This is a genomic window from Maribacter sp. 4G9, assembly GCF_002742265.1.
Lineage (GTDB): Bacteria > Bacteroidota > Bacteroidia > Flavobacteriales > Flavobacteriaceae > Maribacter.
The window spans coordinates 26,361-32,923 of record NZ_MDGL01000146.1 but is presented as its reverse complement, the minus strand read 5'-3'; the positions used below and the strand labels follow the sequence as shown (position 1 = coordinate 32,923).

Here is a 6,563-nt window from a genome sequence, read left to right as displayed (position 1 = left end):
AAGCGATTCGAAATGTCAAGGTAAAACAAAAAATATCGGGCCAGTTCAAAAACCCCAGAAATGCTCAGAATTTTGCCAAAATCCGATCCGTAATCGATACCACCATCAAAAACGGAATGAACGTGATTCAAGCATTGAACCTAATCGCTAAATTTGAATTTCAAGTAGACTGATTAGTTACCCGTTTTCTACACTTTTGATTATTGGTGTTTTTTCTTTTAGCGATTTTTTCATTGACCCCAATGCACTTTTGGGAATAGGTTTGGGAGCATTGGCCATTTCATTTGCACCTCATATTTTCAAATCGAAAAGCTTTATGAGGTACAGGGAGGAAAAATGGCTAAGATCCAGTAAAAAGAAAAAATCAAATCTTACCCTCTCAAATTCCAAGGTTGATAAAAAAACCGAAGAAACTCTAGAAGAGGTGAAAGCGAGTTAAATATTTAATACTTCTTCTTGGTTCAATCGAAAGGAATTCTTTTTATACCATTTCCCGGTATAAAATCTGAAAAATCCGGTGGTTCGCCATTAGTATCAATTGATACCACGGACAATGATGTAACAATCCTATTATGTTAACCAAAATCATCAAATAAGTGGTAATTACTTCAATCATGATAAAAGTGTTAAAACTTTTGGTTTAAGGGCCGCTGGTGCTGCCCTATTGGCCAATGAAAGTTACTATAAAAAACAACCGGTCAATTGGGATCCCATTGGCATGAAATTGGTATAAAAAAAGGGTGCCAAGGCACCCTTTTCAACCAACTAAAAACTGTGATTTCCTCAACCAACTAAATCTTAAAGGTTACCACAGGTAAGCTTGCGTGGTTAGCAATATCCTCTCCTATACTGCCCATGAAAAAGTGTGAAAGTCCTTTTCTTCCATGGGTGGGGACACCGATCATATCGGCATTGCTTTCCATTCCAAAATTCAGTACACCCCGCTCAACATTATAGTCATTGTAAATGGCTATAAGCAGATCAAAACCGACCAGGTCGCAAAATGATTTTATTCGTTTTTGAATTTCGGCGGTACTTAAAAAATCGTCTCCCGGAGTATTGATATAGACCAGTTTCAATTCTGCCGAAAAACTATCGGCAATGAACTTGGCCCGTTGCAGTGCATGTATGTTTTCGTTTTTCAAATCACATGCAAAAACGATCTGCTTTGGATTGAAATCGGTTATTTTCGATTTGATGACCAATACGGGAATACCGGAGTTTCTTACAACCTTTTCAGTATTGGAACCCACGAACATCTCCTTGAGTCCGTCCGCACCTTGGCTACCCATCACGATCAAATCCACATCGTTTTCTTCGGCAACTTCGCTAATCTCACCAAAAACCTTGTAGTGCTTTATTATTGGCTCTACCTTTACCCCTTTCAAATAAGGTTTGTCCAAAAAGTCGTCCAATCTTTTTTCCGCCAACTTTATCAAAAATACGGTCTGCTCCGGATGAAAGCCTTCCGTAGAGGTAAGCATTGCCTGATTCAACTCCAACATGTGCAGCACATACAAAGTGGCGTTGTGCTTTTTTGCAATGGAAGCCGCTACCTCAAATGCATATTCCGAGATATCCGAAAAATCTATGGGAACAATTATATTTTTCATACGTACAAGATTTAGGTTAAACAATCAAATGGTCATGGAGAACAATCTGGTCTCCGGTGTTTTTTCGTGTAATTTCAAATCGAAGGCCATACAGATATTGCGAACGAAAGGCCTTCCTTTTTGGGTGATTCTTAATTGATAGGGAGTCATTTCCAGAAGACCGTCGTCCTTCATTTCCCTTAATCTTTCCAAGACTACGGGAAGCGCTTTGAACTGCATGGGTTCCCCGAACCAGAGCGTCTCCAATTGGCACATTAAATTTAGAATATGTTTTCTGATAACGATATCCTCATCAGTTAAAATATGACCTCTAAAAATGGGGATGATGTTATGCTCTACCAAGTGTTGGTATTCCTCCAGGCTTTTAACATTTTGGGCGAAACCATACCAGCTATCGCTGATACTCGAGGCTCCCAAGCCTACCATTAATTGGGTTTTGGAAGCGGTATAGCCCATAAAGTTCCGGTGCAATTTCCCATTTTGCATGGATTGATACAGACCGTCCGTCTCCAATGCGAAGTGGTCCATGCCAATTTCTGTGTAACCAGCCTTTGCCAATTCCATTTTTCCGGATTCATATTGTGCGCGCTTTTCCTCTGCAGATGGCAGATCGGAATCCTTGTAGCCACGCTGACCGTTTCCCTTAAGCCAAGGCACATGGGCATAACTGTAAAATGCCAATCGATCCGGCATCAATGATTGGGTTTTTTCTATAGTTTCCAGAACATGTTCCAAGGTCTGGTGCGGTAAACCGAATATGATATCATGACTGATGGACGTATAGCCAATTTCCCTGGCCCAATCCGTAACATTTTTTACATTTTCAAAGGACTGTACCCTATGAATGGCCTTTTGTACGGTCTCATTATAGTCCTGTACCCCGTAGCTTACCCTTCTAAATCCAACATCGTATAGTGCCTGAAGATGTTCCTTAGTTGTATTGTTGGGGTGTCCTTCAAAACTAAATTCATAATCCTCCGCCCTATCGGCCCTTCTAAAAAGACCGTTGATAAGCATTTGAAGGTTTTCCGGACTGAAAAAAGTAGGGGTACCGCCTCCCAAATGGAGCTCCTTGATAATCGGCCTTTCGTCGAACAACTCCAAATAAAGGGACCATTCCTTCAACAAGGTGCGTATGTAAGGAATCTCAACATCGTGCCTTTTGGTGATGCGCTTATGGCACCCACAAAACGTACACATACTCTCACAAAAGGGAAGATGGATGTATAGACTGATGCCTTCCTTGGCGTTGGATTCAGAAAAGCTTTTCTTCACCGTAGCTTCCCATTTTTTGCCCGAAAACGAATGAATATCCCAAAAAGGGACCGTTGGGTAGCTTGTGTACCTAGGACCCGGAATATTATATTTTTGAATAAGATTGCACATAGTTGGTTTAAATATGGTACAAATCTAATCCCGACACCGACCAAAAAATATGATAATTATCAGTTTGCTATGCTCTATCAATAACCTTAGAGGTAGCAACGGAAGCTAAAAAGGCAACTTCATGGGGAATCCTCAACTGTTTGGCCGATTCTTCCCCGCTATTTTCATCACAATCCTTATTTTTGAATCTTAAAATTTAAAATCATGACATTACTTTTAATGGCCGCAGGTAGCGGAAGTAGATATGGAAAACTGAAACAGTTCGATGATTTGGGACCCGAAGGGGAATTCCTGATGGAGTTTGCCATCTACGATGCACTACAAAACAATTTTGAACAAATCGTGGTCATCACCAAAAAAGATAATGTTTCCTTTTTGGAGGAATATTTAAGTGAAAGATTGCCAAAAAACATTAAAATAAATGTACTGGCCCAGGAATTGACGGATCTGCCAGATGGAGTGGACTATAAAGGCGATCGTCAAAAACCTTGGGGAACGGCACATGCCGTGTGGACGGCCAGAAATGTTATTGACGGGCCTTTTGTGGTATTAAATGCGGATGACTATTACGGCCAAGCCGTCTATAAAAAAGCGGCCGACTTCATAAAATCCAATAACGAGGCATTCGCCCTTTTGGGATACACCTTAAAGGATACCCTATCTGAACACGGTTCCGTTTCAAGAGGAGTATGTAAGGTAGAGGGAGATAACTTGATATCCGTAAACGAACGATTAAAACTGGTCCAACAGGGCGACAAAATCGTGGATGAGGATACCGGACTAGAATTTACGGGCGACGAACAAGCCAGTATGAATTTCTGGGTTTGTAGGCCTTCCATTTTTGACAAGATAGATGCTGAATTGAAGGTATTTCTACAAGACGAGAAAAAAATAGCTTCAAGCGAACTTTATCTTCCTTTTATGATCCAGGAAATGCTACAGGCCAACGAAGTGGAGGTAAAATGTATTCCTTCCGGTGCGGAATGGTTTGGGGTTACCTATGCAAGTGATCGTGAAGAGGCCGTGCAGAACCTTAAAGCCAAAACGGAACAGGGGCTGTATAGAACACCGTTGTGGTAGAAAAACCTGTGTTAGAAATAAAGGGCCGTTGGAAATTTCCAACGGCCCTTTATTTTTTTGTTTCCAAACGGCACAAACTAAAAAGAGTCTGGCTTTTTTTAACCAGACTCTTTTACGAGAACACTATATGAAAATGAAAAATTATTTACTTTTTTATTACACTGTAAATATAGTTTCCCTATTTCCGTCACGGAACTATTTGTTGCGAGTTCATCGATTTTTGTGGTGAACCAAGTGGAAACTGTTGTTACCTATAAATTACTGGCTTACAAAATGTCTTTTGAGACTTGCCTCCCATTGTAGGCCCTTCTAAAACCGACTTAACAATCAGGTAACCAAAAGATAAGTTGCACGTAACCAAGTTGGTCGTGTAAAAGGAGAACTTTGTAGTCAGAGATTTTCTTTGGATGAAACCCTCATCGAGGGAATTTTTATGGTGAACTATTTACCTCACTTAAAGAAAATATTCATTTAGGGATCTCTTATTCTTTATATAAACGCGTGAAAATAAGACTGAAACTTCTTACTACTTTTTCCCCAAGTTTTTCAGTAAACTCACCCATCAGTCTATTCCACTCAAGAAAAAATCACCACCAATTCATCGACCCTTATGAAAAAAAGACCTGTTGATATTGTGGTCATATCCGATGTGCATTTAGGCACCTATGGATGTCACGCGAACGAGCTATTGCTTTACTTAAAGTCCATTGCCCCTCAGGAGGTAATTCTAAACGGTGACATTATTGATATTTGGCAATTTAGTAAGCGCTACTGGCCCAAGTCGCACATGAAGGTGGTCAAATACCTTATGGGTTGGATCGCAAAGGGTGTCAAAATACATTACGTTACGGGCAATCATGATGAGATGCTCCGTAAGTTTACTGGGTTTCAGATGGGTTCCTTGAGCATTGTCAACAAAGTGGTCTTGCCCCTTCACGGTAGAAAGGCATGGTTCTTTCATGGGGATGTCTTTGATGTGACCATGCAACACTCCAAATGGGTCGCCAAGCTCGGGGCCAAAGGATATGATTTTCTGATACTATTGAACAGGGCTATTAATTTTTTTAGCAAAAAATTAGGGCGAGGCCCTATCTCCATGTCCAAAAAAATAAAGAACGGGGTGAAGTCGGCTGTCAAATTCATTAACAATTTTGAAACCACTGCCTCAGAAATCGCTATTGAAAACGGTTATGATTTTGTTGTTTGTGGTCATATACACCAACCGGAGATTCGCCAGATCGAAACGGAAAAAGGTGCGGTTACCTATTTGAATTCCGGGGATTGGATTGAAAACCTAACTTCCTTGGAATACGCTAACGGTCAATGGGAGCTCTACTCCTTTTATAATGATAAGGGTATACAAAATCAATTGGAGGATACCCAAGAGGAACATCCGGTTCTGGAAAGAGCGGAACTCTTTCAAAGCTTGTTGGATGAATTCAGGACAAGCGGATTGGTAAAATTAAAATAATCCATTAAGGACAATGCGGGTATTATATGCCATTCAAGGTACCGGAAACGGGCATTTAAGCAGGGCAAGGGACGTAATTCCGGCCCTGCTTGATGAAAATATAGATCTGGATATCTTGATCAGCGGTACCCAGGCCGATATAGACTTGCCCTACTCGATTAAATACCGATGCAAGGGATTGAGCTTCATCTTTGGAAAAAAAGGGGGTGTGGATATGTGGAAAACCTACGTGAAATCGAACACCTTGCGATTGCAAAAGGAAATCCGAAGCATTCCTGTTCAGGACTACCATTTGATCATCAATGATTTTGAACCAGTTACGGCATGGGCATGCAAATTGGAGGAAAAACCATGCTACAGCTTTAGCCATCAATCCGCCGTGCTTTCCAATAAGGCCCCAAAACCTAAAAAGAAGGACACCTTCGGTAGAATGATCTTAAAGAATTATGCACCGGGCAGCCACCATTTTGGATTACATTTTAAATCCTATGACGAGGGTATTTTTACGCCTATTATCAGGGCCGATGTTCGTAATACCCACGTTTACGAAGGGGAACACTATACTGTATATCTACCTTCCTATAGCGATGGAAAAATCATTCATTTTCTTTCACAAATACCCAAGGTAAGGTGGGATGTTTTTTCCAAGCACAACATCAAGGAAACCGTCACCAAGAATTTAAGCATACGCCCCATTACCAACGAAGCCTTTGTGGAAAGCATGGCCACCAGTAAGGGCGTTCTATGCGGTGCCGGTTTTGAAACCCCAGCGGAAGCCCTTTACATGCAAAAGAAGCTACTCGTAGTTCCTATGAAAGGTCAATATGAACAACAATGCAATGCGGCCGCTTTACAGGAAATGAATATTCCAGTCATAAAATCCTTAAAGGAGAAGCACCTTCCCAAAGTCATGGATTGGGTGGCCTCCAGTAAAAAAATTGAAGTAGATTACCCAAATATTACCAGTGAAATAGTTCAAAAACTACTTCAGAAAAGCTTACAGGCATAGGGTT

Annotated in this window: 5 protein-coding genes and 1 pseudogene; 4 read left to right on the top strand and 2 right to left on the bottom strand. The window is 40.9% G+C overall.

What is annotated here, in order from left to right:
• Nucleotides 1–173: pseudogene (locus tag BFP75_RS14055) on the top strand (IS66 family transposase); the annotation flags it as partial.
• Between the two features lie 618 nt (nucleotides 174–791).
• On the opposite strand, the gene BFP75_RS14045 reads toward BFP75_RS14055, so the two are convergent.
• Both BFP75_RS14045 and hemN read right to left on the bottom strand, forming a co-directional pair.
• On the bottom strand, nucleotides 792–1,613 hold the full coding sequence (locus BFP75_RS14045; RefSeq protein WP_099546001.1) for a universal stress protein: 822 nt from the start codon (nucleotides 1,611–1,613) through the stop codon (nucleotides 792–794).
• A gap of 24 nt (nucleotides 1,614–1,637) precedes the next feature.
• On the bottom strand, nucleotides 1,638–2,999 hold the full coding sequence (hemN, locus tag BFP75_RS14040) for an oxygen-independent coproporphyrinogen III oxidase (RefSeq protein ID WP_099546000.1): 1,362 nt from the start codon (nucleotides 2,997–2,999) through the stop codon (nucleotides 1,638–1,640).
• A 204-nt stretch (nucleotides 3,000–3,203) separates the two neighbouring features.
• Here hemN and BFP75_RS14035 point away from each other — a divergent pair, with 204 nt between their 5' ends.
• The 3 genes from BFP75_RS14035 to BFP75_RS14025 all read left to right on the top strand — a co-directional run bounded on the left by BFP75_RS14035 (nucleotide 3,204) and on the right by BFP75_RS14025 (nucleotide 6,559).
• Nucleotides 3,204–4,079 (top strand): NDP-sugar synthase, encoded by an 876-nt coding sequence (locus BFP75_RS14035; RefSeq protein WP_240531796.1) that lies wholly within the window; start codon nucleotides 3,204–3,206, stop codon nucleotides 4,077–4,079.
• Between the two features lie 610 nt (nucleotides 4,080–4,689).
• Nucleotides 4,690–5,550, top strand: coding sequence for a UDP-2,3-diacylglucosamine diphosphatase (locus BFP75_RS14030; RefSeq protein WP_099545999.1), 861 nt, complete (start codon nucleotides 4,690–4,692; stop codon nucleotides 5,548–5,550).
• Nucleotides 5,551–5,563: 13 nt separating this feature from the next.
• Nucleotides 5,564–6,559 carry a glycosyltransferase family protein gene (locus BFP75_RS14025; protein ID WP_099545998.1) on the top strand — a complete coding sequence of 332 codons (996 nt, stop codon included), beginning with the start codon at nucleotides 5,564–5,566 and terminating at the stop codon, nucleotides 6,557–6,559.
• Nucleotides 6,560–6,563 lie beyond the last annotated feature (4 nt).

What these genes read in the sequence shown, in the direction of transcription:
- BFP75_RS14045 (WP_099546001.1), bottom strand. Translation starts at nt 1,613, where the DNA reads ATGAAAAATATAATTGTTCCCATAGATTTTTCGGATATCTCGGAATAT.
- hemN (WP_099546000.1), bottom strand. Translation starts at nt 2,999, where the DNA reads ATGTGCAATCTTATTCAAAAATATAATATTCCGGGTCCTAGGTACACA.
- BFP75_RS14035 (WP_240531796.1), top strand. Translation starts at nt 3,204, where the DNA reads ATGACATTACTTTTAATGGCCGCAGGTAGCGGAAGTAGATATGGAAAA.
- BFP75_RS14030 (WP_099545999.1), top strand. Translation starts at nt 4,690, where the DNA reads ATGAAAAAAAGACCTGTTGATATTGTGGTCATATCCGATGTGCATTTA.
- BFP75_RS14025 (WP_099545998.1), top strand. Translation starts at nt 5,564, where the DNA reads ATGCGGGTATTATATGCCATTCAAGGTACCGGAAACGGGCATTTAAGC.